The sequence below is a fragment of the Claveliimonas monacensis genome (genome assembly GCF_014982975.1).
Taxonomy (GTDB): domain Bacteria; phylum Bacillota; class Clostridia; order Lachnospirales; family Lachnospiraceae; genus Claveliimonas; species Claveliimonas monacensis.
In genome coordinates this window covers 15296-37740 of the sequence record NZ_JADCKL010000014.1, presented here as the reverse complement: position 1 = coordinate 37740, position 22445 = coordinate 15296, and the positions used below count along the sequence as shown (strand labels likewise).

Here is a 22445-nt window from a genome sequence, read left to right as displayed (position 1 = left end):
AGGGTGTCAGCCAGTATGTTAATCGTTGCGGTAAAGCAGGTACATAGTGATGCGGGATTTTGTGCCTGTCTTTTCGTACAGGGCGGAGATATGCCGTTCCACCGTCCGCTTGGACAGGAACAGGCAGTCGGCTATCTCCTGGGCGCTGCTGTCCGAGGAAATCATCTTGGAGAACACATCCCATTCCCGTTCGGTCAGCCCGTATTTTGCGATGAACGCCTCCCTTCGCTCTTCGTCCGACTTTTGGGAAGCAGGCGGCTCCTTGGGTTCTTTGACGGCGTTCATGCGGGCGGTATACACAGCCATAACAACGCTGACCGCCACGAACAGCACCAGGGCGATGACAATGGCGGCCAGGCTGTTGCCGGTGGACAGCAGCGCCACCGATCCGCTGGCGATCAGGGCGGCGCTCACGTTATTCATGGCGCGGCCCATGCCCGCCCACAGCGACGGCAGGCGCATATGCCGGGAAAGCTCCATAAAGCCCGCTGTGAAAAAGACAACGAAAAAACCCGAGGACAGGTAAAAGACCACCAGTCCAATCAGGAACGGAGCGCCCAGGTTCAGTACCACAATGGACAGAACCGACATCATCATCACGCAGTACATGATAAGCCCCATATACTTCCGCTTTCGGATATCGAAGACAAAGCCTGCGGCGAGGCCGCTGAGCGCCAGCAACAGGCGGGGCCACTGCCCGATATCCGTCCCGCCCGCATGGCGGAGGGTCACGGCGTTGTCCAGTGTGCTGAACACACATGCCATCAGCACTACCAGCAGCGCCAGCATAATGCCCGCCGTCCGTTTTTTCCGGGTGAGGGAAATGTCTGTTTCTGATTTTGAGGCCAAAGCCGCAGTCTCCGTCATTTCGATGCGGCTTTGGCCGGCCTGTCTCGTTCGGATGACCAGCAGGCTCAGAGCCGCCAGGAATACCGAAAGAAACGCCGCCTCCGCAACCTCCAGGTTGACAAGGTTGTTGTTTGCATACTGGAGCAGAATTCCCAGAGCGTAGGCGATCCCCGCCAGCCGTGCCAATGCATTGTCGCCATCTATGGTGACGGAAGCCAGATAGTGGACGGCGCTGCCGAAAACGCCCAGCAGCAGAAACAGCACCATCCCGGCTGCCATAGTCACCTCATAGGAGATATGCTGCTGAACAATGAAGGTACAGATAATCGCACCCAGCGCCAGGATAAAGGTCAGTCCGCTTTTATAGCGCCTTCCAACCCAGCGTTCCATGGCCGGATACAGGAAAAAGCCGACGGCGCTGGCGCCCAGCGCATAGTTCTGGGCAATGACGGTTTTCCCTTCCGTCACCGACAGGGAGATCATATTGACAAACAGATATTCCGCACCTAAAAAGACAAAAGTGAAAATGCCGACCAAAAGGATAAAGTGAATCGCCGGCTTGTTAAAAACAAAATGATGTTTCATATGTTTTCACCCCCGTCCTAGGGTTCTTTTACGATCTCAACCACATCGCCGATGTCGCAATCCAGAGTCAGGCAGATCCGTTCCAGTACGGAAAGAGCCACATATTCATCCCTGTCCAGCTTCGCCATAATAGAGGGGGCAATCCCTGTCATTTTCGACAAAGCAGAAGGCTTTATCTTTTTATCTATCAGCAGCTTCCAAAGCTTATTGTACTGAACCGCCATTTTGTTCACCTCATAAACAGAATATATTTATTATAGCAGAAACAATTTGATAAGTCGAGCTTTAATTTGACTTGTCAAAATATTTTATGAGAAAAACATTAACAGAGGAGTAACAGCAAATAGTCTGTGTTTTCTCTTTCTGCTGTATTCTCTCTTAAAGTGGGTACTTCAAGGCGGGTCAAAATGAACCGCCCCTCAGTCCACTGTTTAGGCATAGTTCTCCCTTGGCGGACGAGATTTGTTTTTTTCGGCTCACAGCAGATAGTATCGATTGGAGGTCGCACTGCCGTTTTCACGGCAGTGCGGCTCCTTTCGTATCAGTCCGGCTTTCTCTAAATCCTTGACGGCTCGTTTAACAGTGGAACGGGAGAGTGAGAGGTGGGAGGCGATAGTGTTTAGCCCCGGCCACGCCTTTCGCTCCTTATCCATGCGGTCATGGAGATAGATATACACGAGCTTTGCCCGATGCGGCACATCGGTTTTGTATAGCTTATCAAGTCTGCCCATTGGCACTCACCTCCGGCTTTGGTTCTTGAGGCGGAGTCCTGCGAGCTCTTGGGGAAGTCTGCAGATTTGATCCGCCTGTTTTCTTCTTATCCCTTGTCTGCTGTTTTTTCGTCTGTGGTTGGCTGCTTTCGTCCTTCGCCTGATCCTGACCGCCGGATGCATTGCCTTCGTCTGCAGGTTCGGGCGGCGCTAACAGGTCAAGACGGTATTTCTTCACGATGCCGTCCATAATGTCCTTCTTCGAGGCATACTCCACCTTGCGGTTTCCCTGATCGGCAACGGCGTAGGGATTCTTCTCATCAAACTGAATGCTCTTTAAAGTCTCGAAGCCTCTCAATCTCAATTTCAATAACTTTCTCTTTTTCTTCCAATTTTTCTCCTTTCCTCTGATACGAAAAAAGCTCGTTCAGATCAGTTTTGTAAATCTGATCCAAACGAGCTTCCCGTTTGACTATTATATGTAATTGATATTGTATCGGCTTCCAGATGAACCTCTGAAAAATGTGCAGTCCGCATACCACGCTTTTACCATGTTTTACTATTTTAAATACAGGCTGACATTTAACTGAGCACTGTTATTAGCTGATCTGCCTGGAAAAAAATTATTAGCCACAAAGCTTTTTTATTAGCCAGATCCGCTAATTTTTGACAGTGTATTAGCTGGATTTTCATCCCATTCAGGGTAATTTTCTTCTTCAGAAAATGAGATAAGCGGGTAATTATTAAAGCCTTTCCAGCTAATAATTCCCGCTTATATCTACCGTCTCGTATAGGAATCGAACCTATAATTGAGTCTTAGGAGGACCCTGTTATATCCATTTAACTAACGAGACATTCTCTGATTTTTTGGCTTAAACACTGGGTTTTCAGCCTCTCGGTCAGATAGCCGATTCTATGGTAACAGCCTTTTTCAATGCTGATAACCAACAATTTTTTTGATCCCTTTGACACTTGAGCAAACACCTTTTTCTTGTCTCCGCTCCGTTCAAATGGTTTCCGTACCGGATCCGATTTGATCCTTTTTCTGCTTCTGTCCTGTTTCCTCAGGTGTTCGCTTAGCAAACACTTAGGAGGGATCCGTAATATCCATTTTACTAAGGGAACATAAATATATTTATTTCGTACTTAATTATTTTATCATCTTGTAAGTTCAAAATCAACTGTTATTTTTATTTTCATGGCAGGAAGCAGCTTTTCCAAAGCTGTCCCTGCCATTTTTTCAGTATCAGAAATTAATTCTGCCCTGCAGCCACATATTTGCCTTAAATCTGCGTCCCTGGGCCGGCTCTCCGAACACGCCCTTTACCGGCACACAGACATCAAACTCCAGCTCATTCACATCCAGCTTCATGACGTAGAGCTCTTCTCCCGTCTCCTGGTTCTGGATAGTATGTACATGCAGGATCTCTCCCAGGATCGAATATCTGTCGCACTCCACCCCGTACGGCATGAAATACGTATCCACAATACTGAATACATCCTCTGTCACAAGGCGTTTTGAAACTTTTGAATAAATATCAATGTCATCCAGTGTCAGGCTCTCCATGGCAGCCTGATCTCCGTTTCTGGCCGCACTGAGGAGCATCATCCTGTTCCGGGATTCCTCCCTTCTTCTCTGCTCTGTCTCTTTGCTTTTCATAACAGGAAGAAGGACTGTTCCGGAATTGCACAGCCCCGCCAGGGTCACAGAGCCGAATTTCAGCCTGTCACCGGAGAGCTGTTTTTCTTTTATATATTCCACTGTATTCTGCAGATGGAAGATCAGGCTGACGCCCACCTTCACATCCTCGCATATGCCTACGTAGGCTTCCCGGTCCATCCTTTTTTCGACAATAATGTCAGCGTAGGAGGAGATGCCGCTTCCGATAAAATATGGATAGTAGTATTGTCTGTAAAATGTCTCGCGCATATCCATATCCCCGCACACGGCAACTCCTATGCCTGCCCCGCATTCCTTCTGATATTCACAGAAGTCTGCCTCCTCGTCCAGAGAGACCAGTTCATGGCATGTATAATCGTTCTCTATTGTCTTCAGAAATTTATTCAGCTCTGTCCTTGACTTAATACAGCCATAACCAATTGACCTTAAATATTTATGCATCTGTCACCTATTATTTTTTCTTTTCAATCTTGTCATGCCCACCCATATACGGACGCAGCACTTCCGGAATTCTCACAGAGCCATCTGCCTGCAGGTTGTTCTCCAGAAAAGCGATCAGCATTCTAGGCGGCGCTACTACTGTGTTGTTCAGAGTGTGGGCAAAATATTTTCCTTCTGCTCCCTTTACGCGGATACCAAGACGTCTTGCCTGTGCATCTCCCAGGTTTGAGCAGCTGCCCACCTCAAAGTATTTCTTCTGTCTCGGAGACCATGCCTCCACATCGCAGGATTTCACTTTCAGATCCGCAAGGTCACCGGAGCAGCACTCCAGTGTGCGCACAGGGATATCCAGAGAGCGGAACAGATCCACTGTGTTCTGCCACAGTTTGTCATACCACTTCATGCTGTCCTCAGGCTTGCAGACAACGATCATCTCCTGTTTTTCAAACTGATGGATCCTGTAGACACCTCTCTCCTCGATGCCGTGCGCTCCTTTTTCTTTCCGGAAGCAGGGAGAGTAGGATGTCAGTGTCTGGGGAAGCTGTTCCTCCTCCAGCATAGTATCAATGAATTTTCCGATCATGGAGTGCTCACTTGTTCCGATCAGGTACAGGTCCTCTCCCTCGATCTTATACATCATGGAATCCATCTCCGCAAAACTCATAACTCCGGTCACCACGTTGCTCCGGATCATGAAAGGAGGCACACAGTATGTGAATCCTCTGTCGATCATGAAATCTCTCGCATAGGCAAGGACTGCGGAGTGAAGTCTTGCGATATCTCCCATCAGATAGTAGAAGCCGTTTCCAGCTACTCTTCCGGCGCTCTCCAGGTCGATGCCGTTGAAGCTCTCCATGATCTCTGTATGGTAAGGAATCTCAAAGTCAGGAACTACAGGCTCACCGAATTTCTCGATCTCTACGTTCTCGCTGTCGTCTTTTCCGATCGGTACAGACGGGTCGATGATGTTGGGGATGGTCATCATGATCTTTTTGATATTTGCCTCCACATCTTTTTCCTCTGTTGAAAGGCTCTCCACCCTGTCAGCGTTTGCCTGTACTTTCTTTTTCAGCTCCTCAGCTTCCTCTTTTTTGCCCTGTGCCATGCAGGCGCCGATCTCTTTCGAAATCTTGTTTCTCTCAGCTCTGAGGACCTCCACTTCCTGTTTGATCTCTCTGTTTCTCTTATCCAGCTCAAGAACTTCATCTACAAGAGGAAGCTTCTCATCCTGAAATTTCTTCTTTATATTCTCTTTTACTACATCCGGGTTGTTTCTTACAAATTTGATATCAAGCATTTTTACACCTCATCCCTTTCACTCTTATTCGTTCTCTTTTTGTTTTCCTTTGTTTCCTTCACATCCATGCTGTAGGCCTCGCTGAAGATCGCGCGGTCCAGAGCCTCTGTCTCTTCCTCCGCAAGTTCCACGTAGCTCTCGCCCTTGACGATCTCTTTTATATAAGTATAGCAGCCTTCTCTGCTGTGCATGGCATTGATAACCCATCCACTGTTGTTTCCATCCAGCATGGCCAGGGCAAAACTCAGTTTTCCACCCATCTCATTAAATGCGTCATACTTGACGATACCGACCTTTTTGAAGTCTTTCTCCATTTTGCGGTAAATATCTTTGACATCCTGTCTGTTCTGTTTGGTCAGCTTCGCAAGTCCGTCTATCTCTGAGAATTTTGAGAGAAGACTTTCCTCTAAAGTCTTTCCATCTTTTCCTTTCATAAACGAGTTGTAGCTGTTTTTCAGACGGTCGTACTTCATACTGACATTCACATACAATACGAAGAGGGCAATGATCAGTATCAGCATAAACAGAAAAATAAATGCCGGATCTATTCCCAGTCTTTGTAAGATTGCACTTTCCATTAAATCTGTTCTCCTTTTCCTATGGACATGATCATATCGAACATACGTTCTAATTCTTTATCCGAATAATATTCTATTTCTATTTTTCCCTTTCCTTTTCCTTTTGATGCCACATGCACCTTAGTGCCAAGCACCTGTTTCATCTTATCTTCTATATCTTCGTATATAAAAGCATTTTCAATAACTTTCTTTTCTTTCTGCTTCTTTGGATTTTTGATCTCTTTGATAAGCTTCTCTGTCTCCCGGACACTCAGCTTTTCATCAAAAATCTTGTTAGCCAGCATATACTGCTGTTCCGGATCGTCGATGGCAAGAAGGGCTCTCGCATGTCCTGTACTGATCATATCATCTATGATCATCTGCTGCACTCTCTGGTCCAGTTTCAAAAGACGCATTGAGTTTGTGACGGCTGTCCTGCTCTTCGATACTCTCTCTGCTACTTCATCCTGCTTGAGATTGAATTCCTCCAGCAGCTTTTTAAAAGCCATAGCCTCCTCGATCGGATTGAGGTTTTCTCTCTGGATATTCTCGATCAAAGCAATCTCCAGTATTTCCTGCTCATTATATTCTTTTATGATGACAGGAACTTCTTTCACCCCCGCCATCTTTGCAGCACGCCATCTTCTCTCACCAGCAATAATCTCGTAGTAATCATTCCTTTTTCTGACAATCAGAGGCTGAAGCACACCATACTGTTTGATAGAGTCAGCCAATTCGAGAAGAGCATCCTCCTCAAAATTTCTTCTCGGCTGATCTCTGTTTGGCTCCACCATATTGATCTTCATCATCTGCTCGCCGCTTTTTAATTCGGCTGTTTCTTCTGTCTTTTTACTCTCAGAGCTGGATACTTTAGCAGATTTATTTTCCGGGATCAGACTGTCCAGTCCTTTTCCCAGCCCCTTTCTTTTTACCGGCATATTTTTCCTCCACCTTCTGTTTTTCTGCTATTCCTCTTTTTCTATCACTTCATCCGCGAGCAGTCTGTAGCTTTCTGCTCCAGATGATTTTGGATCATACTGATTAATGGGCATTCCGTAGCTCGGCGCCTCCGCCAGTCTGATATTTCTCGGTATGATCGTCTTGTAGATATTCTGATTTAAGTTGTCCTTTACATTCTCAACGACCTGGAGTGAAAGATTAGTTCTCGCATCATACATAGTAAACACAACGCCCTCTATCTCAAGATTTGAGTTCAGACGCTCCTTCACGAGTTCAATTGTATGTATGAGCTGACTCAATCCTTCCAGCGCGTAATATTCACATTGAATAGGAACGAGCACAGAGTCTGCAGTTGTCATCGCGTTGATCGTCAGCATACTCAGGGAAGGCGGACAATCGATAATGATGAAATCATAGTTTTCTTTTACCTTCTCCACTTCATTTTTTATAATGTATTCCTTGTTTTCAATGCCTATTAATTCTATTTCAGCAGCTGAAAGGTCTATGTTCGTTGGAAGAACATCCAAATTCTCCAACACTTCTTTGCAGATTATTTCCTCAATCTGGGCTTCTCCGATGATCAGGTCATATACTGTCTTTTCAACGCTGTCTTTATCCACGCCTAATCCACTGGTCATATTTCCCTGGGGGTCCATATCGATTGCAAGCACTTTCTTTCCTTTTTCTGCCAGACATGCTGAAAGATTAATGGCTGTTGTCGTTTTCCCGACCCCACCCTTCTGGTTGGCGATTGCTATTATTCTTCCCATTTTACTTTACCTCTCTCAGTGATTATTACTAGTATATCACCTTTCTCTTTTATATTCCAGAATATGTTTCACGTGAAACATATTTTTTCTGTTTTTCCTAAATGTTTCACGTGAAACATTTCTCTTTTGTCCACTTTTTTCACTCTGATGTTTCACGTGAAACATTTTATGCAGATATTACTTTAGTTCTTATTCAAGATATGGTAAACTATTTGTATAACCTACAGAAAGGAGAATTTCTTATGAGTTGGAAAAAAGCCCTTACGATTACGACAATTCTTACGGGAGCAACCTCCGTCGGTATACATCTGATAAATAAAGCCATCCATATTTCAGCCACAATAGACCATTTGCTCAGTTCTTCGTCTGAAACCTATTATGACTGGAAGTTTGGAAAAATATTTTACACAAAACAGGGACAAGGCACTCCTCTTCTCCTTGTACATGATCTGACCACCTCCAGTTCAGAGTATGAATGGAAAAATGTGATCAAAACACTTGCCAAAACCCGGACAGTCTACTCACTGGATCTGCTTGGATGTGGACGTTCGGACAAGCCGAACCTTACCTATACAAACTATCTATATGTACAGCTTATCAATGATTTTATAAAAAATGTCATAAAAGAAAAAAGTGACGTGATCGTAACCGGACAGTCTTCCTCTTTTATCCTGGGAGCCTGTCAGAATAACAGAGAAATCATTGACAACATCGTTATGATAAACCCAGCTGACATATATACAACAGCACATATTCCAACCAACAGCAGCCGCATACTGACAAAACTGATCCTTCTTCCTCTCATTGGAACGCTTTTATATAATATACTTGTGCGAAAGGATAATATAGAAAAACATTTCAGAGAGTATTACTTTTATGACAAGAGTAAAATCAAACATGAAGAGATTATGACTTACTATGAAGCTGCCCACTATGGAAATGCATCCTCAAAGTATCTTTTTGCAAGTCTCAGCGGAAACTACCTGACTGCAAATATAATGCTCTATTTAAAAGATCTGTCCAATAGTATCTTCATAGTAACAGGGGATAATGAGAGAAACAAAAGCGAGGCTGCAGAGTATCAGAAGATTCTTCCTTCCATTGAGATCTTCCATATTACTGAGTCAGGATATCTGCCACAGCTGGAAACTCCAGACAAACTTCTTGAGCAGATTAAAATATGTCTCAATATAGAGTAGTGAACGATCATATAAAGAATCAACAAAGGAACCGCTGTTATTGCAGCGGTTCCTTTGTTGGAAGTCCGGCTTTCCTTGGAAATTTTCCGGGTGTACTTTTTTTCTTTTCTATTTTTATAAAGGATCTTGCTATATCACTCTCCGGAAGACAGAATTTCTCCACCTGTTCAATTTTTCCTCCCAGGATCGACACCGCTTTCTTTGAATTCTGCAATTCCTCCTCTATTTCTCCTGATTTGTAAGGTATGAACATACCACCCTTTTTCACATAGGGTAGACAGTATTCCGAGAGAGTAGCCAGATTCGCCACAGCTCTGGATACACAGAGATCATATGCCTCTCTGTGCTCACTTTTCTTTGCATAGTCTTCTGCTCTGCCGTGAAGCGCACAGATATCCTCAAGTGAAAGTTCCTGAATGACGCAGTTTAAAAACTTAATTCTCTTATTCAGAGAATCCAACAGTGTAACTTTGAGATGGGGAAAAGCAATCTTCAGTGGGATACCCGGGAATCCGGCCCCTGTCCCGATATCGATGACCGTAGAGACCTGCTCCATATCTTGTACTTTTACAATGGCAAGGCTGTCCAGGAAATGCTTTTCATTCACCTCCTCATACTCTGTAATCCCTGTAAGATTCATCACCTTGTTCCACTCTACGAGAAGCTCAAAGTATCTGTCAAACTGTTCTTTCATTTTATCTGTCAGAACAATCCCAAGCTGTTTTAACTTACTATCGAATATTCTTTCTTCCATAAAATCTCCTGCCGCTTTATCTATTGCTTTTTAACTGTTCCATATAAACAAGGAGTACAGAGATATCCGCAGGTGACACGCCGGATATGCGGGATGCCTGCCCCACAGATACCGGCTGATACTCTTTCAGCTTCTGTACAGCCTCTATCCGCAGGCTCTTCACCTGGTCATAGTCAATATTTTCCGGAATCTTCTTGCTCTCCATCTTTTTAAACTGCTCTACCTGCTTTTTCTGTCTGGATATATACCCCTCATATTTTATATTTATGTTAACTTGTTCCTGGACTTCCTCTCTCAGGTCATTCGGAAATTCCGGCCTGTTATGATCCAGAGGCGATAAGATCTCGTAGGAAAGTTCCGGGCGCCTTACCAGCTCCGCCAAATTGGAACCTGACGTCAAGGGCGTACTACCATTCTCTTCCAGAAGCTTCTGCACTTCCTCTGTCGTCCCCACATAAGTCTTCTTCAGCCGCTCCATCTCTGTCTCTATAAGTTTTTCTTTCTTAAGGAGCCGCTCATATCTCTCCTGATCGATCAATCCTATCTCATATCCCTTGGCTGTCAGCCTCTGATCTGCGTTATCCTGCCTGAGTAGAAGACGGTACTCAGCCCTGGATGTCATCATCCTGTAGGGCTCGTGGCTTTCCTTTGTGACAAGATCGTCTACAAGCACACCGATGTAGGCCTCTGACCGGTCCAGGATCACGCCTTCTTTTCCCTGCAGCTTTCTGGCGGCGTTAATACCTGCCAGAAGCCCCTGGGCCGCTGCCTCCTCATATCCGGAACTTCCATTAAACTGACCGCCGCTGAAAAGGCCGTCAATATTCCGGAATTCCAGAGTCGGCCTAAGCTGTCTGGCATCTATGCAGTCGTACTCAATAGCGTAGGCATTTCTCACAATCTTTACATGTTCAAGTCCGGGGACAGACCGGTACATCTCATACTGGACATCTTCGGGAAGAGAGCTGGACATACCCCCTATATACATCTCGTTGGTCTCCAGACCCTCCGGCTCGATGAAGACCTGATGCCGGCTTTTATCCGCAAATTTCACTACCTTATCCTCTATGGAAGGGCAGTATCTGGGGCCTGTTCCCTCGATCATGCCCGAAAACAGAGGCGATCTGTCCAGATTTTTCCTTATGATCTCATGGGTCCTCTCATTGGTGTAAGTCAGCCAGCAGGACACCTGGTCCTTCTGGATACTCTCCGGGTCAGTTGTAAAGGAGAAGGGTACGATCCTCTCATCCCCCTTCTGCTCCTCCATCTTACTGAAATCAACGGTATTCCGGTCAATCCTGGCAGGTGTCCCGGTCTTGAATCTGTTCATCTTCACTCCCAGATCCTTCAGGCACTCCGTCAGATAGTTGGCTGCCTGCAGCCCGTTAGGGCCCGTATTTGTGCTCACATCCCCGTAAATGCAGCGCGCCTTCAGATATGTACCTGTGCAGAGAACGACCGCCTGACAGCGAAATACAGCGCCTGAATATGTCTGCACACCTGTGACTTTCTTTCTTCCATCTACATCCTCTGTCAGGATATTTACCACTTCCGCCTGCTTGATTTCCAAATTTTCCTGGCTCTCCAGCACCTGCCTCATAGTCCTGCTGTAAAAGGCTTTGTCAGCCTGGGCGCGAAGTGAATGTACTGCCGGACCCTTGGATTTATTGAGCATCTTGGACTGGATAAAGGTGCGGTCGATGACCTTTCCCATCTCACCGCCCAGGGCGTCCACTTCCCTCACCAGATGCCCCTTGGATGTTCCCCCTATATTGGGATTGCAGGGCATAAGGGCGATGCTGTCCACACTGACTGTAAACACGATCGTTCGAAACCCCAGTCTGGCACATGCCAGCGCCGCCTCACATCCGGCGTGCCCGGCGCCAATGACAGCCACGTCATATTGGTCTTTATTTTCCCATACAGAATTTGCTGAAAATTTCATTGACAAGATCCTCTCCTACTGTCTCTCCTGTAATATTTCCCAGTGACTCATATGCATCCATCAGATCAATGGAATAAAAATCCTCCGGCATATCCATACGTATGCTTTCCAATACCTTTTCAAGGCTTCCATATGCTCTTTCCAGTTCATGCTTATGCCTTGCGTTTGTGATGTACACCTCGCTGTTAAAAGAAAGATCCCCGTGATAGAACAGCTCTTTTACCGCGTGCTCCATCTCCTCCATCCCCTCTTCTTCTTTTGCGGAGACAGATATGACAGGAGTATCTTTCATCCCTCTCTCCGCGCACATCTGCCGGATCTGTTCCTCTCCGGTCCTGCGTTCCAGGTCGGACTTGTTTAGAAGGATGATCGCCTTTTTTCCTGTTATAAACTGAAAGATCTTCCGGTCATTGTCATCCAGGGGCATGGAGGAGTCCACCACATAGATGATAAGATCCGCCTCCTTAGCCTGGCTCAGGGCTCTGTCCACACCGATCTTTTCCACCCTGTCATCGGTTTTTCTTATCCCGGCTGTATCTACAATGTTCAGGGAAATGCCCTGCAGGTTCATATGCTCCTGAAGAATATCCCTGGTAGTACCCGCTATGTCTGTGACGATGGCTCGTTCCTCCCCCAGGAGCATATTCAGTATGGAAGATTTACCGGCATTGGGCTTTCCAACGATAACCGTCTTGATTCCCTCCTTCATGACGCGCCCGTCATCGGCGGAGGCCAGAAGGCTGTCCAGCCTGCCCTTAAGCTCTTCCACATCCCTCTCCAGGACCTGTGCATAGCCCTCGATGCTGATATGCTCCGGATCATCCAGGGCCGACTCAATAAAAGCAGTATGGTAAAGTATTTTGTTTCTTATATCATCTATTTTTTTCTTTACACTTCCCCTGAGCTGGCTGACCGAACTTTTTAAGGCGTAGTCATTCTGAGATTGTATGACATCTATGACAGCCTCAGCCTGAGACAGATCCATCTTTCCGTTCAGGAAAGCCCTCTTGGTAAATTCCCCCGGCTGAGCCGGCCTGGCGCCCGCATGGATACATGCCTCCAGCACTCTTCTTAATACATAGACGCCGCCGTGGCAGTCGATTTCCACTGTATCTTCGCCTGTAAATGTGCGTGGTCCTCTCATAAGCATGACAAGAACTTCGTCAATCGTCTCACCATTCTCCTCAATATACCCGTAGTGGATGGTGTGGGACTTTTGATCAGAAAGCCTCTTATTGTTTTTCCCTCTGTATATCCTGTCCGCAATCTGAAAGGCATCTTCTCCGCTAATTCTCACAATGCCTATCCCCGCCTCGGACATGGAAGTAGATATGGCGGCAATAGTGCTGCTCTCGCTGTACATATATATCTCTCCTTTCCCCGGAGTTAAAAAGGCAGAGGTTAAAACCTCTGCCTTTCTTATTTTCTCACCAGTGTCACAACTACGCGGCGGTAAGGCTCCTCGCCCTCACTGTGCGTTGTCACATTTTTGTCTCCCTGCAGAGCAGAGTGGATGATCCTTCTCTCATAGGGATTCATCGGCTCAAGAGTAACCGGCTTTCTTGTCCTTTTCACTTTGTGAGCAATATTTCTTGCAAGATTTTCCAGAGTCTCTTTTCTTCTTTCCCTGTAATCCTCCGTGTCAAGTTTCACCCGCACATAGCCGGCCTGCATCTTGTTTGCAACCCTGTTTGTCAGATACTGGAGTGAGTCAAGGGTCTGTCCTCTTTTTCCAATGAGGATACCCATATTGTCGCCCTTCATCTCAATGGAGAGTGCTCCCTCCTCGTCGACCTTGGAGCAAAGCTCCACTTCCATATGCATAGCCTGGAGAACATTCTGAAGGAATGTCTCGCACTCTTTTATAGTGGCGTCCTCCACTTTTGCCAGCTCTGTCTCATGCCGCGGCTCTGTTTTCTCCTCCGGTTTTGCCTCTTTCTTCTGTTCTTTTTTTATTTCCTTTTTGCCGGATTTCTGAGCTGCCTTCTTGGGCTCTTTGTTTTCTTTTTTGGGCTTTTTCGGCTCTTTTTCTTCTTTGGTATCAAGAGTGATGTCTGTCGGAACTGCCTCTTTGATCAGCTCCTCCGCGATCTCATCCACACTCTCTTCTTTCGGTTCTTCTTTTCTCCAGGCCCGGATCACAGCCTGCTTCATGCCAATTCCGAGAAATCCAGGGCTTCCCTTTTCGATGACATCATATTCCAGTCTGTCACTTGTCACGCCAAGCTGGACCAGAGCTTCTGTGATGGCATCATCCAGTGTCTTTGCTGATACTGTAATCTCTTCTGCGCGTCTGCCTTCCATTATGTTCTCCCTCCCTATATCCACTTAGAGGGACTCCTCCATTTAAGAAAAAGTCCCTTCCTGTGTTTTAATTATTTTCGTTGTACTTTTTAACCAGATTTGCCTTTGAGGCAAGGCTGCCCTCTTTTTCTTTGTTTTTGTTGTTTACAGCTTTCTGGAGTTTCTCTTCTCTGTCTTTGTCAGTCTGTACAGATGTCTTTGCCTTGCTCTGAATGCTCCTTGTGTTTGTCTGGGCCATAGCATTGATCTTCTCTGCCCTCTCGCCCCTCTTTTCCCGCTTCTTAGCGGCTTTCTCTTTATTCTTCTCAATGAGCTCATCCACAGAGATCTTCTTCAGATGACGATTGATAAATACCTGCTGCAGACATCTTACCACAGCACTGATGATCCAGTAAATACCAAGACCTGCCGGAAGTGATACAACGACGAACAGTGAAAACAGAGGCATGGTAATGTTCATTGTCCTCATTGTGCTGTACATCGGATTATCCTTATCCATAGCCTGTCCTGAGAGAGCCTGTGACAGTTTCATACTCAGGAACTGTGTGAGAACAGATATGGCCGGAAGAGCGATCGCTGTGATGACCAGAACCACTGCTGACACACCAAACTGCTCAGAAATCTGTGCTCTGTCAGAGAACAGCTGCATCGGTGAAAGAGACAGATCCGGGACGGTCAGGAATTTCTGTACATCAGCCGGTGCATTCTTGATTGCGGGAACATAGTCCTCCATCTGGTAAACAACCGGGTACAGGGCGAACAGAAGCACCATCTGGATAAGCATGGGAAGACATCCGCCTGTCATGGACGTCCCGTATTTATCATATACCTGCTGCATTTCCTCCTGCATCTTCATCTGAGATGCCTGGTCTCTTTTGTTCTTATACTTTTTCTGAATTGCCTGAAGTTCAGGGTTCATGACCGCAGTCATCTTGGATGTTCTCTGCTGCTTGATAGTAAGCGGCATCATGATCATATATACAAGTATCGTGTATAAGATGATCGACAGTCCCACCAGACCTACATCTGAGGGAAGAATCTTATCTAATATCTCGTAGATAAAATTCATGACAATACCGAGCAGATCCGCAATCTGTCCTATGATCGGCCAGTTTGCAGCTGTCAATACTACACCTTCCATATTTTCTTTTCCTCCGTTTACGCGATCAGACGATCAGATCGCCCCGGCCTGCATTTTATCCTGATATTTTACATTGCTACGGAACCGGATCGTAGCCTCCTTTAGCAAAAGGATTACAGCGGAGTATCCTCCAGACAGCCAGAAGCCCTCCCTTGAGCGCTCCGTACTTTTCAATTGCCTCCACTGCATACTGGGAGCATGTAGGAAAATAGATACATGTAGAATGTCCCTTGAGGGGCGACAGATATTTCTGATAAATTTTCACCAGACCTATCAAAATCTTTTTCACGACACATCACTCCGCTTTATTGATTTATCTGTATCATCTTGTGAAGACGCCCCAGATGCAGAAGTGCACTTTCAATCTCGCGGCAGCTTCTTCCTTTCGCTGCCACTCTGGCTATGACCACTATATCTTTACCACATGGGAACAATTCTTCATTCAGACGATAACTTTCACGTATTAATCTTGTCAGCCTGTGCCTGACAATGCTGTTGCCAACCTTCTTGCTGACGGAAATCCCCAGTCTGTTCTTATCCAGACCATTGTCAAGTTCATACATGACCAGATACCGGTTGGCATGGGATCTTCCGTTTTTATAGACGTGCTGAAAATCTCTGTTTTTTTTCAGTGATTCGGAAAATTTCATTTTCATCTCCTGATTTTAAGAGAAGAAAAGGCCACAAAGATGCGGCCTACGCTGATAATTTCTTTCTTCCTTTAGCTCTTCTTGCAGCAAGAACTTTTCTTCCGCCTGCTGTGCTCATTCTGGATCTGAAACCATGAACCTTTGCTCTCTGTCTCTTTTTTGGCTGGAATGTCATTTTCATAGATATCCACCTCCTTATATTTTACACAGGAATACTCCCGCTCTTTTCCTAGACATCAGTTTTGATTATATTCAATAAGTTCCGTGAAGTCAAGCAAAACCGATGATTTCATAAAGTTTTTCCTCTCAGCTGCGCCCATGGCATCATATAATATAGGAAGAAAAGTTATCAACAAAATGTGGATATCTTTTCAAAATTATGTGGATAACAGGAAAATTTCTGTGGATTTCCAAGCTGAAAGGCACTATTTTAGCCACTTTCTCATTTTCCAAAACTTATCCCCCCCGATTTTTCGTTGCTTAATACCTTATTTTGATGTAAAATAGATAAGAATAAGCATATGATACGATGCATGAAATGTATGTTAGATTAGGAGTTATTTTGTAATGAATATCGTAGAAGAAAAATGGCCGGAAATCATAGAACACCTCAGAGTGGAGCACGAGCTCCTCAACGTGTCCTTCAATACCTGGATCAAACCTCTGAAGGTGTATAAAGTAGTAGATCATACGGTTTTCATTCTTGTCAATATGAATGCAAGCGTTGAGTACATTGATAAAAAATACAGGCTTCCTCTGAAGGTGTCCATTGCCGAGATCACGGAAAAGGAGTTTGAGGTCGTTTTCGTGTCGGAAGATGACGACCGCCTGGACGAGATTATGGAGATGGCTTCAAAAGCATCTGAAAAGAAACGTACAAAGACTGCTGCTCAGAAGGCAGGGCTTAACCCAAAATATACATTTGATACGTTTGTTGTGGGAGGAAACAACAGTTTCGCCCACGCAGCCTCCCTGGCAGTTGCAGAGTCTCCGGGCGAAGTGTACAATCCCCTTTTCCTCTACGGAGGAGTTGGACTTGGAAAAACCCATCTGATGCACTCGGTGGCTCATTTTATTCTGGATAAAAATCCTAAGAAAAAAGTTCTTTACGTGACCAGCGAGACGTTTACGAACGAACTGATCCAGGCGCTGAAGAACCCAAAAGAGAATTCCATGTCGGATTTCCGCGATAAATATCGGAACAACGACGTACTCTTGATCGACGATATCCAGTTTATCATAGGAAAAGAGAGTACCCAGGAAGAATTCTTCCACACCTTCAACCACCTGCACACGGCAGGAAAACAGATCATCATCTCCAGCGACCGTCCTCCCAAGGACATCGAGACGCTGGAGGCAAGGCTCCGCACCAGGTTTGAGTGGGGGCTGATAGCGGACATCTCCGCACCAGATTATGAGACAAGGATGGCCATTCTGCAGAAGAAGATTGAGATGGATTCTCTGCAGAAATACAATATTCCTGACGATGTACTGGAATATATCGCCACAAATGTCAAGACAAACATCCGTGAGCTGGAGGGATCTCTCAACAAACTGATCGCTCTCTACAAGCTCCAAAACACCCAGGAGGCTATCGACATCCCCCTTGCGGCTGAAGCCCTGAAGGACATTATCTCTTCCCAGGCAAACCGGGAGGTGACACCGGAACTGATCCTGGATGTTGTCTCCGAGCATTTCGGAATCAGCATCGCAGATCTTAAGAGCAGCAAGAGGACCGCTGAGATCGCGATTCCCCGCCAGATATTCATGTATCTGTGCCGGGACATGACATCCGCCTCCCTGAAAGTGATGGGTATCGTCCTTGGAGGAAAGGATCACTCCACCATCAACCACGGTATCAAAAAGATACAGGCTGAGATCAAGGAGAACGAAAGCCTCAGCAACACCATTGATATAATAAAGAAAAAGATCAATCCTGTTTAGTATCCTTTCAGGATGTGGACAACATGTGGAAATGTTGTGAAAAACTATGTGGACGGACTGTGCATAGGATAGATAAACAATTCCTTTATCAAAAACACAAAAAAGTTTTCCTATGCCCATCCACATGTAAATTTTATGATTTCCACAGTGTTTTAAAATCGTGTGAGGCTTGAAAATACTGGCTTTGGAAGGCTTTTCCACTCTTTCCCAAGCCCTACTACGAAGAAGACGGAAAATCTATTATATATTTATCTATTGCAGACGCGCGAAAGGAGTTATACACAGCTATGAAAATCATATGCAGTAAAGCAGATCTTGTAAAAGGAGTCAGCATCGTATCCAAAGCAGTTCCTTCTAAGACAACAATGCCCATTCTTGAATGTATACTTATTGATGCCACAGTAGACATTATCAAGCTGACAGCCAACGATATGGAACTTGGCATTCAGACAGAGATAGACGGAGATATCAGAGAACATGGAATGATCGCTATAGACGCAAAGATCTTTTCAGAGATCGTCCGCAAACTTCCTGACAGCGATATTGTTATAGAGACAGATGAAAAAGATCAGATGACCATCACCTGCGAGAAGGCCAAATTCGATATTATGGGAAGATCCGGGGAAGATTTCTCCTATCTCCCTGTCATTGAAAAGACAGAGACCGTCACCATCTCCCAGTTCACACTGAAAGAAGTGATCCGTCAGACGATCTTCTCCATTGCAGACAATGAGAGCAACAAACTGATGACAGGGGAGCTTTTTGAAATTTCAAACGGCATGCTCAGAGTTGTATCTCTGGACGGACACCGCATCTCCATCCGCAGGATCGAACTCAAGGATGAGTGTCAGGATCACAAGATCGTTGTTCCTGGAAAGACTCTCACCGAGATCAGCAAGATCCTTTCCGGAGAAGCGGAGAGTCAGGTGAGCATGTACTTTACCGGCAACCATATTGTATTTGAATTTGACAGGACCGTGGTCGTGTCCCGTCTGATCGAGGGAGAGTACTTCAAGATCGACCAGATGCTCTCCAGCGACTACGAGACAAAAGTAAGGATCAACAAGAGAGACTTTTTGAACTGTATAGACAGGGCGACTCTGCTGGTAAAAGAGGGAGATAAAAAGCCTATTATCATCAATATCGGCGATGATGTGATGGAGCTGCGGATCAAATCCCAGTTTGGATCCATGAACGAAGATATTATGATCACAAAAGAAGGAAAAGATCTGATGATCGGATTCAACCCGAAATTCCTCATCGATGCCCTCAGGGTCATCGACGATGAGGAAGTGGATCTCTATCTTATGAACGCAAAAGCTCCGTGCTTTATCAAAGATGAGACAGAGAGTTATATCTATCTGATCCTTCCGGTCAATTTTAACGCGATCTAGGAGAGTGATTTTATGCAGAGTTTACATCTCAGAGATGAATTTATTAAACTGGGGCAGGCCCTGAAGGCGGCCGGCCTTGTGGAGTCCGGCGTGGAGGCCAAAGAGGTCATCCAGGACGGGCTTGTGAAAGTAAACGGCCAGACAGATACGAGGCGCGGGAAAAAGCTTTACCCGGGAGATATCGTTTCTTATAACGGAGAAGAAATAAAAATTGAAAATTAGATCTTTAAAACTTAAGGACTTCAGAAATTATGACCTTCTGAAGCTGGAGCCCTGCGGATCTACCAATATTTTTTACGGGAACAATGCCCAGGGAAAGACCAATATCCTGGAGGCTGTCTACATGTGCGGGACCACAAAGTCACACAGAGGAACCAGGGACAGGGACATGATCCGCTTTGGGCAGGATGAGTCCCACATTGAAGCGGTCATTGAGAAAAGGGGAATTCCATATCAGATCGATATGCATCTCAAGAAAAACAGTCCCAAAGGCATAGCAGTCAATAAAATGCCGATAAGAAAGGCAAGTGAACTGTTTGGCATCGTAAACATTGTTTTCTTTTCTCCGGAGGATCTGAATATTATTAAAAACGGACCCTCCGAGAGAAGAAGATTTATAGATCTTGAGCTTTCGCAGCTCGATAAAGTATATCTGAGCAATTTATCAAACTATAACCGCATTGTAAACCAGAGGAATCATCTCCTCAAGGATCTGGCCCGTCAGGAGTCGGGCGGCAGTTCGCTTGCGGAGACGCTTGATATCTGGGATATGCAGCTTGCAGGCTACGGTGAAAAGATCATAAAAGCCAGAAAAAAATTCATGGTCCAGGTGAATGATATCATTTCTGATATACACAGAAAACTTACCGGGGGCCTGGAAAACATAGAGGTAAAATACGAGCCTGACACAAAGGGGGAGCCCCTCCAGGAAGCCTTGAGAAGAGGGCGGGAGAGGGACCTTCGCATGAGGAGCACCGGGTGCGGACCCCACAGGGACGATATCTGTTTTATGACAAACGGGATCGATATCCGGAAATTCGGTTCCCAGGGACAGCAGCGGACAGCTGCCCTCTCCCTGAAACTTTCCGAGATAGAGCTTGTGAGGCTGCTCACAAAAGATACGCCCATCCTGCTTCTTGACGATGTGCTGTCTGAGCTTGACAAACACAGGCAAAACTATCTATTGGACAGTATTCACGACATACAGGCTCTTATTACCTGTACAGGTGTAGATGAATTTGTAAACCATCGATTTTCTATCAATAAAGTATTTCATGTCCACCAGGGGCATGTCATCATGGAAAACTAGGAGGAGATTATGAGTACAGAAAAAGTACAGCACGAGTATGGGGCGGATGAAATCCAGATCCTGGAAGGACTGGAGGCCGTCAGAAAACGCCCGGGAATGTATATTGGAAGTACATCGGCAAGAGGACTCCACCATCTTGTCTATGAGATTGTGGACAATTCTGTGGATGAGGCTCTGGCAGGTTTCTGCGATGAGATCCATGTGCAGATCAACAAGGACAACTCGGTCACTGTCACAGACAATGGGCGGGGCATTCCTGTTGGAATCAACCACAAGGCAGGCATCCCGGCTGTGGAAGTTGTATTTACTGTGCTCCACGCAGGAGGAAAGTTCGGCGGAGGAGGATACAAGGTATCCGGCGGTCTCCACGGTGTGGGAGCTTCTGTCGTGAACGCTCTCTCCAATTGGCTGGAAGTGGAGATCTACCATGATGGAAAGATTTACAAACAGAGATATGAGCGCGGAAAAGTCATGAACAAACTGGAGATCGTGGGAGACTGCCAGGAGGAAAAGACCGGCACAAGAGTCACATTTCTGCCGGATGACACCATATTTGAGGAGACAGTCTTTGATTTTGACGTGCTGAAAAGAAGACTCAGAGAGATGGCATTTCTGACAAGAGGACTGAAGATCGTTCTCATAGATGACAGGCCGGAAGAGGGACCTGTGAAAAAAGAGTTCCACTATGAGGGCGGTATCAAGGAGTTTGTCACCTACCTGAACCGGAGCAGCACACCTCTCTATGAGGATGTCATTTACTGTGAGGGAATGGTAAACAATGTGCAGGTGGAAGTGGCCATGCAGCACAACGATTCCTACACAGACAATACCTACGGGTTTGTAAATAATATTACCACTCCGGAGGGCGGAACCCACATTGTCGGCTTCCGGAATGCACTGACCAAGACATTTAACGATTACGCGAGAAAAAATAAATTGCTGAAAGACAGCGAGCCGAATCTGTCCGGCGAGGATATCAGGGAAGGCCTGACAGCCATCGTCAGCGTCAAGATCGAGGAGCCTCAGTTTGAGGGACAGACAAAGCAGAAGCTTGGAAACAGCGAGGCAAGGGGAGCTGTGGACAATGTAGTGAGCAAGCAGCTGGAGATCTACTTAGAGCAGAATCCGACGATCGCAAAGACCACAGTGGAGAAATCCGTTCTTGCCCAGAGGGCAAGGGAGGCAGCCAGAAAGGCCAGGGATCTGACAAGAAGAAAGTCAGCGCTGGACGGCATGTCTCTTCCGGGTAAGCTGGCAGACTGTTCAGACAAGGACCCGGCCAACTGTGAGATTTATATCGTGGAGGGAGATTCTGCCGGCGGATCTGCCAAGACAGCCAGGGATCGGGCCACACAGGCTATCCTTCCTCTCCGCGGAAAGATCCTCAATGTGGAGAAGGCAAGGCTGGACAAGATCTACGCCAACGCGGAGATCAAGGCCATGATCACAGCCTTCGGGACAGGCATACACGAGGACTTTGATATTTCCAAACTCCGGTATCACAAGATCATCATTATGACAGATGCGGATGTGGACGGCGCACATATCAGTACGCTGCTTCTGACCTTTATGTACCGCTTCATGCCGGAGCTGATCAAGCAGGGCTATGTATATCTGGCGAAACCGCCTCTCTATAAACTGGAGAAAAATAAAAAAGTCTGGTACGCCTACAGCGATGAGGAGCTGGATTCCATTCTCCGGGAAGTGGGACGAGATACCAACAACAAGATCCAGCGCTACAAAGGTCTGGGAGAGATGGATGCAGACCAGCTCTGGGAAACCACCATGGATCCGCACCACCGCATCCTGATGAGAGTGACTATGGACGAGGAGACTACGTCCGAACTGGATCTGACTTTTACGACTCTGATGGGAGATAAAGTAGAGCCAAGGCGGGAGTTCATAGAGGAAAACGCAAAATACGTGCAGAATCTGGACGTATAGAAAGGTAGAAG

Annotated in this window: 23 protein-coding genes and 1 tRNA gene; 6 read left to right on the top strand and 18 right to left on the bottom strand. The window is 46.0% G+C overall.

The window, feature by feature from the left end:
• Positions 1–18: 18 nt before the first annotated feature.
• The 10 genes from INF30_RS13055 to INF30_RS13010 all read right to left on the bottom strand — a co-directional run bounded on the left by INF30_RS13055 (position 19) and on the right by INF30_RS13010 (position 7850).
• Positions 19–1434, bottom strand: coding sequence for a helix-turn-helix domain-containing protein (locus INF30_RS13055; protein ID WP_226395534.1), 1416 nt, complete (start codon positions 1432–1434; stop codon positions 19–21).
• Positions 1435–1451: 17 nt separating this feature from the next.
• Positions 1452–1658 carry a helix-turn-helix domain-containing protein gene (locus INF30_RS13050; protein WP_087163027.1) on the bottom strand — a complete coding sequence of 69 codons (207 nt, stop codon included), beginning with the start codon at positions 1656–1658 and terminating at the stop codon, positions 1452–1454.
• A 252-nt stretch (positions 1659–1910) separates the two neighbouring features.
• The gene (locus INF30_RS13045) at positions 1911–2165 is read right to left on the bottom strand and encodes a helix-turn-helix domain-containing protein (RefSeq protein ID WP_087163028.1); all 255 of its coding nucleotides are present in this window, start codon (positions 2163–2165) and stop codon (positions 1911–1913) included.
• Positions 2152–2514 (bottom strand): hypothetical protein, encoded by a 363-nt coding sequence (locus tag INF30_RS13040; protein ID WP_226395533.1) that lies wholly within the window; start codon positions 2512–2514, stop codon positions 2152–2154. Before INF30_RS13040 ends, INF30_RS13045 begins: the two co-directional genes overlap by 14 nt.
• Positions 2515–2926: 412 nt before the next feature.
• Positions 2927–2998: transfer RNA gene (locus INF30_RS13035), tRNA-Arg, on the bottom strand.
• Between the two features lie 392 nt (positions 2999–3390).
• Positions 3391–4266, bottom strand: coding sequence for a DUF3881 family protein (locus tag INF30_RS13030; RefSeq protein WP_226395532.1), 876 nt, complete (start codon positions 4264–4266; stop codon positions 3391–3393).
• Between the two features lie 10 nt (positions 4267–4276).
• Positions 4277–5563, bottom strand: coding sequence for a serine--tRNA ligase (gene serS / locus INF30_RS13025; protein WP_226395531.1), 1287 nt, complete (start codon positions 5561–5563; stop codon positions 4277–4279).
• 2 nt (positions 5564–5565) lie between these two features.
• Positions 5566–6141, bottom strand: coding sequence for a DUF4446 family protein (locus tag INF30_RS13020; protein ID WP_076779886.1), 576 nt, complete (start codon positions 6139–6141; stop codon positions 5566–5568).
• A complete protein-coding gene (locus INF30_RS13015) occupies positions 6141–7058 on the bottom strand; it encodes a ParB/RepB/Spo0J family partition protein (RefSeq protein ID WP_226395530.1) in 918 nt (305 codons plus the stop codon). The genes INF30_RS13020 and INF30_RS13015 overlap by 1 nt, the downstream gene beginning before the upstream one ends.
• Positions 7059–7085: 27 nt before the next feature.
• Positions 7086–7850 (bottom strand): ParA family protein, encoded by a 765-nt coding sequence (locus tag INF30_RS13010; protein ID WP_076779881.1) that lies wholly within the window; start codon positions 7848–7850, stop codon positions 7086–7088.
• Between the two features lie 242 nt (positions 7851–8092).
• On the opposite strand from INF30_RS13010, the gene INF30_RS13005 reads away from it, so the two are divergent.
• Positions 8093–9049 carry an alpha/beta fold hydrolase gene (locus INF30_RS13005; RefSeq protein WP_226395529.1) on the top strand — a complete coding sequence of 319 codons (957 nt, stop codon included), beginning with the start codon at positions 8093–8095 and terminating at the stop codon, positions 9047–9049.
• A 37-nt stretch (positions 9050–9086) separates the two neighbouring features.
• On the opposite strand, the gene rsmG is transcribed toward INF30_RS13005, so the two are convergent.
• From rsmG to rpmH, 8 genes are all read right to left on the bottom strand, one after another.
• Positions 9087–9803 carry a 16S rRNA (guanine(527)-N(7))-methyltransferase RsmG gene (rsmG, locus tag INF30_RS13000; protein ID WP_226395528.1) on the bottom strand — a complete coding sequence of 239 codons (717 nt, stop codon included), beginning with the start codon at positions 9801–9803 and terminating at the stop codon, positions 9087–9089.
• A 16-nt stretch (positions 9804–9819) separates the two neighbouring features.
• On the bottom strand, positions 9820–11748 hold the full coding sequence (gene mnmG, locus INF30_RS12995) for a tRNA uridine-5-carboxymethylaminomethyl(34) synthesis enzyme MnmG (RefSeq protein ID WP_226395527.1): 1929 nt from the start codon (positions 11746–11748) through the stop codon (positions 9820–9822).
• On the bottom strand, positions 11714–13111 hold the full coding sequence (gene mnmE, locus INF30_RS12990; RefSeq protein ID WP_226395526.1) for a tRNA uridine-5-carboxymethylaminomethyl(34) synthesis GTPase MnmE: 1398 nt from the start codon (positions 13109–13111) through the stop codon (positions 11714–11716). Before mnmE ends, mnmG begins: the two co-directional genes overlap by 35 nt.
• Before the next feature lie 56 nt (positions 13112–13167).
• Positions 13168–14052 carry an RNA-binding cell elongation regulator Jag/EloR gene (gene jag / locus INF30_RS12985; RefSeq protein ID WP_226395525.1) on the bottom strand — a complete coding sequence of 295 codons (885 nt, stop codon included), beginning with the start codon at positions 14050–14052 and terminating at the stop codon, positions 13168–13170.
• 67 nt (positions 14053–14119) lie between these two features.
• A complete protein-coding gene (locus INF30_RS12980) occupies positions 14120–15193 on the bottom strand; it encodes a YidC/Oxa1 family membrane protein insertase (RefSeq protein WP_226395524.1) in 1074 nt (357 codons plus the stop codon).
• A gap of 76 nt (positions 15194–15269) precedes the next feature.
• Positions 15270–15482: a membrane protein insertion efficiency factor YidD gene (gene yidD / locus INF30_RS12975; RefSeq protein WP_076779866.1), complete on the bottom strand. Its 213-nt coding sequence runs from the start codon at positions 15480–15482 to the stop codon at positions 15270–15272.
• Between the two features lie 16 nt (positions 15483–15498).
• Positions 15499–15843: a ribonuclease P protein component gene (gene rnpA / locus INF30_RS12970; RefSeq protein ID WP_076779863.1), complete on the bottom strand. Its 345-nt coding sequence runs from the start codon at positions 15841–15843 to the stop codon at positions 15499–15501.
• Positions 15844–15889: 46 nt separating this feature from the next.
• Positions 15890–16024 (bottom strand): 50S ribosomal protein L34, encoded by a 135-nt coding sequence (rpmH, locus tag INF30_RS12965; protein ID WP_021859823.1) that lies wholly within the window; start codon positions 16022–16024, stop codon positions 15890–15892.
• Positions 16025–16410: 386 nt separating this feature from the next.
• Between rpmH and dnaA the strand changes: the two genes are divergently transcribed.
• The 5 genes from dnaA (at position 16411) to gyrB (ending at position 22434) form a co-directional block, all read left to right on the top strand.
• Positions 16411–17787, top strand: a complete 1377-nt coding sequence (gene dnaA / locus INF30_RS12960) for a chromosomal replication initiator protein DnaA (protein ID WP_226395523.1) — start codon at positions 16411–16413, stop codon at positions 17785–17787.
• A gap of 287 nt (positions 17788–18074) precedes the next feature.
• Positions 18075–19181, top strand: a complete 1107-nt coding sequence (dnaN, locus tag INF30_RS12955; RefSeq protein WP_226395522.1) for a DNA polymerase III subunit beta — start codon at positions 18075–18077, stop codon at positions 19179–19181.
• Positions 19182–19193: 12 nt separating this feature from the next.
• Positions 19194–19403 (top strand): RNA-binding S4 domain-containing protein, encoded by a 210-nt coding sequence (locus tag INF30_RS12950; protein ID WP_226395521.1) that lies wholly within the window; start codon positions 19194–19196, stop codon positions 19401–19403.
• Positions 19393–20490 (top strand): DNA replication/repair protein RecF, encoded by a 1098-nt coding sequence (gene recF, locus INF30_RS12945; protein ID WP_226395520.1) that lies wholly within the window; start codon positions 19393–19395, stop codon positions 20488–20490. The genes INF30_RS12950 and recF overlap by 11 nt, the downstream gene beginning before the upstream one ends.
• Positions 20491–20499: 9 nt before the next feature.
• Positions 20500–22434, top strand: coding sequence for a DNA topoisomerase (ATP-hydrolyzing) subunit B (gene gyrB / locus INF30_RS12940; protein WP_226395519.1), 1935 nt, complete (start codon positions 20500–20502; stop codon positions 22432–22434).
• Positions 22435–22445: the final 11 nt, after the last annotated feature.

Coding starts and splice junctions, on each gene's coding strand:
- INF30_RS13055 (WP_226395534.1), bottom strand. CDS start 1,434: ATGAAACATCATTTTGTTTTTAACAAGCCGGCGATTCACTTTATCCTT.
- INF30_RS13050 (WP_087163027.1), bottom strand. CDS start 1,658: ATGGCGGTTCAGTACAATAAGCTTTGGAAGCTGCTGATAGATAAAAAG.
- INF30_RS13045 (WP_087163028.1), bottom strand. CDS start 2,165: ATGGGCAGACTTGATAAGCTATACAAAACCGATGTGCCGCATCGGGCA.
- INF30_RS13030 (WP_226395532.1), bottom strand. CDS start 4,266: ATGCATAAATATTTAAGGTCAATTGGTTATGGCTGTATTAAGTCAAGG.
- serS (WP_226395531.1), bottom strand. CDS start 5,563: ATGCTTGATATCAAATTTGTAAGAAACAACCCGGATGTAGTAAAAGAG.
- INF30_RS13020 (WP_076779886.1), bottom strand. CDS start 6,141: ATGGAAAGTGCAATCTTACAAAGACTGGGAATAGATCCGGCATTTATT.
- INF30_RS13015 (WP_226395530.1), bottom strand. CDS start 7,058: ATGCCGGTAAAAAGAAAGGGGCTGGGAAAAGGACTGGACAGTCTGATC.
- INF30_RS13010 (WP_076779881.1), bottom strand. CDS start 7,850: ATGGGAAGAATAATAGCAATCGCCAACCAGAAGGGTGGGGTCGGGAAA.
- INF30_RS13005 (WP_226395529.1), top strand. CDS start 8,093: ATGAGTTGGAAAAAAGCCCTTACGATTACGACAATTCTTACGGGAGCA.
- rsmG (WP_226395528.1), bottom strand. CDS start 9,803: ATGGAAGAAAGAATATTCGATAGTAAGTTAAAACAGCTTGGGATTGTT.
- mnmG (WP_226395527.1), bottom strand. CDS start 11,748: ATGAAATTTTCAGCAAATTCTGTATGGGAAAATAAAGACCAATATGAC.
- mnmE (WP_226395526.1), bottom strand. CDS start 13,111: ATGTACAGCGAGAGCAGCACTATTGCCGCCATATCTACTTCCATGTCC.
- jag (WP_226395525.1), bottom strand. CDS start 14,052: ATGGAAGGCAGACGCGCAGAAGAGATTACAGTATCAGCAAAGACACTG.
- INF30_RS12980 (WP_226395524.1), bottom strand. CDS start 15,193: ATGGAAGGTGTAGTATTGACAGCTGCAAACTGGCCGATCATAGGACAG.
- rnpA (WP_076779863.1), bottom strand. CDS start 15,843: ATGAAATTTTCCGAATCACTGAAAAAAAACAGAGATTTTCAGCACGTC.
- rpmH (WP_021859823.1), bottom strand. CDS start 16,024: ATGAAAATGACATTCCAGCCAAAAAAGAGACAGAGAGCAAAGGTTCAT.
- dnaA (WP_226395523.1), top strand. CDS start 16,411: ATGAATATCGTAGAAGAAAAATGGCCGGAAATCATAGAACACCTCAGA.
- dnaN (WP_226395522.1), top strand. CDS start 18,075: ATGAAAATCATATGCAGTAAAGCAGATCTTGTAAAAGGAGTCAGCATC.
- INF30_RS12950 (WP_226395521.1), top strand. CDS start 19,194: ATGCAGAGTTTACATCTCAGAGATGAATTTATTAAACTGGGGCAGGCC.
- gyrB (WP_226395519.1), top strand. CDS start 20,500: ATGAGTACAGAAAAAGTACAGCACGAGTATGGGGCGGATGAAATCCAG.